This is a genomic window from Pseudomonas sp. P97.38 (genome assembly GCF_001269745.1).
Lineage (GTDB): Bacteria > Pseudomonadota > Gammaproteobacteria > Pseudomonadales > Pseudomonadaceae > Aquipseudomonas > Aquipseudomonas chlororaphis_E.
The window spans coordinates 1-976 of record NZ_LHVJ01000004.1; the positions used below are offsets into that span (position 1 = coordinate 1).

Here is a 976-nt window from a genome sequence, read left to right on the forward strand (position 1 = left end):
GAACTGGCCTAATGATTTTGGACACTTCAATCGGGCGCTATGATGGCGCCCAAATCTGAGGTGTTTGGCTATGCGTAAATCTTATTCCAGTGAGTTCAAGCTCAAAGCTGCCAGCATGGTGCTGGACGAAGGCCAGTCAGTTCCTGAGGTCTGTGCCACTCTGGATATTGGCCCTACTGCCTTGCGCCGTTGGGTCGACCAGGTTCGCAAAGAGCGCTTGGGTTCGACCCCGGAAGGGGCCAAGGCGATTACCGCCGATCAGCGAGAGATCCAGCAGCTCAAAGCGTTGCTCAGGCAAAAAGACCTGGACATTGAAATCCTAAAAAAGGCCAGTGCTCTCCTGCTTTTGGACTCCAAAGATCATTCTCGTTGATCAATGAGCTGGACGAGCAGTACGGCGTTAACAATTGCTGTCGGGCGTTTGGAGTCAACCGCAGCAGCTTTTACGCCTGGCGTCAGCGCCAAGGCAAGGTGAAGCCTGAGCGGGAGAAACTTAAAGCCGTGCTGGTCGAACATCACAAGGAATCCAGAGCGTCCGCAGGGTCTCGCACCCTTTCTAAGGAGTTGCAAGCAAAGGGGCATCGCGTCGGGCGACATATGGCTCGCAGCTTGATGCGCGAAGCCGGTGTTGCCAGTCATCAGCGGCGGCGGCACAAGTACAAATCTTCCGGCGTGGAGGCCCTGGTGGCGCCGCACGTGCTCAAGCGCAAGTTTGATGTCACGGCGATCAATCAGGTGTGGTGTGGTGATGTGACGTACATCAAGGTGGGTAAGCGCTGGATGTACTTCGCGGCAGTACTGGATTTGTTTGCTCGCAGGATCGTGGGGTGGTCGTTTTCAATGATTTCCGATGACTCTGACCTGCGAAGCGTTGCGGATGGCGGTGCAATTGCGAGGCCGTCCAAAAGAGGTGCTGTTTCATTCTGATCAAGGTTGCCAATACACCAGCCACAAATTCAGGAATGAGATGCGCAAG

Annotated in this window: 2 protein-coding genes; both read left to right on the top strand. The window is 54.8% G+C overall.

The features are described 5' to 3' along the window. Positions 1–70 precede the first annotated feature (70 nt). Positions 71–373, top strand: a complete 303-nt coding sequence (locus tag AD664_RS27755) for a transposase (RefSeq protein ID WP_053143627.1) — start codon at positions 71–73, stop codon at positions 371–373. Further along, positions 370–927, top strand: a complete 558-nt coding sequence (locus AD664_RS27760) for an IS3 family transposase (protein ID WP_256206978.1) — start codon at positions 370–372, stop codon at positions 925–927. Before AD664_RS27755 ends, AD664_RS27760 begins: the two co-directional genes overlap by 4 nt. Positions 928–976 lie beyond the last annotated feature (49 nt).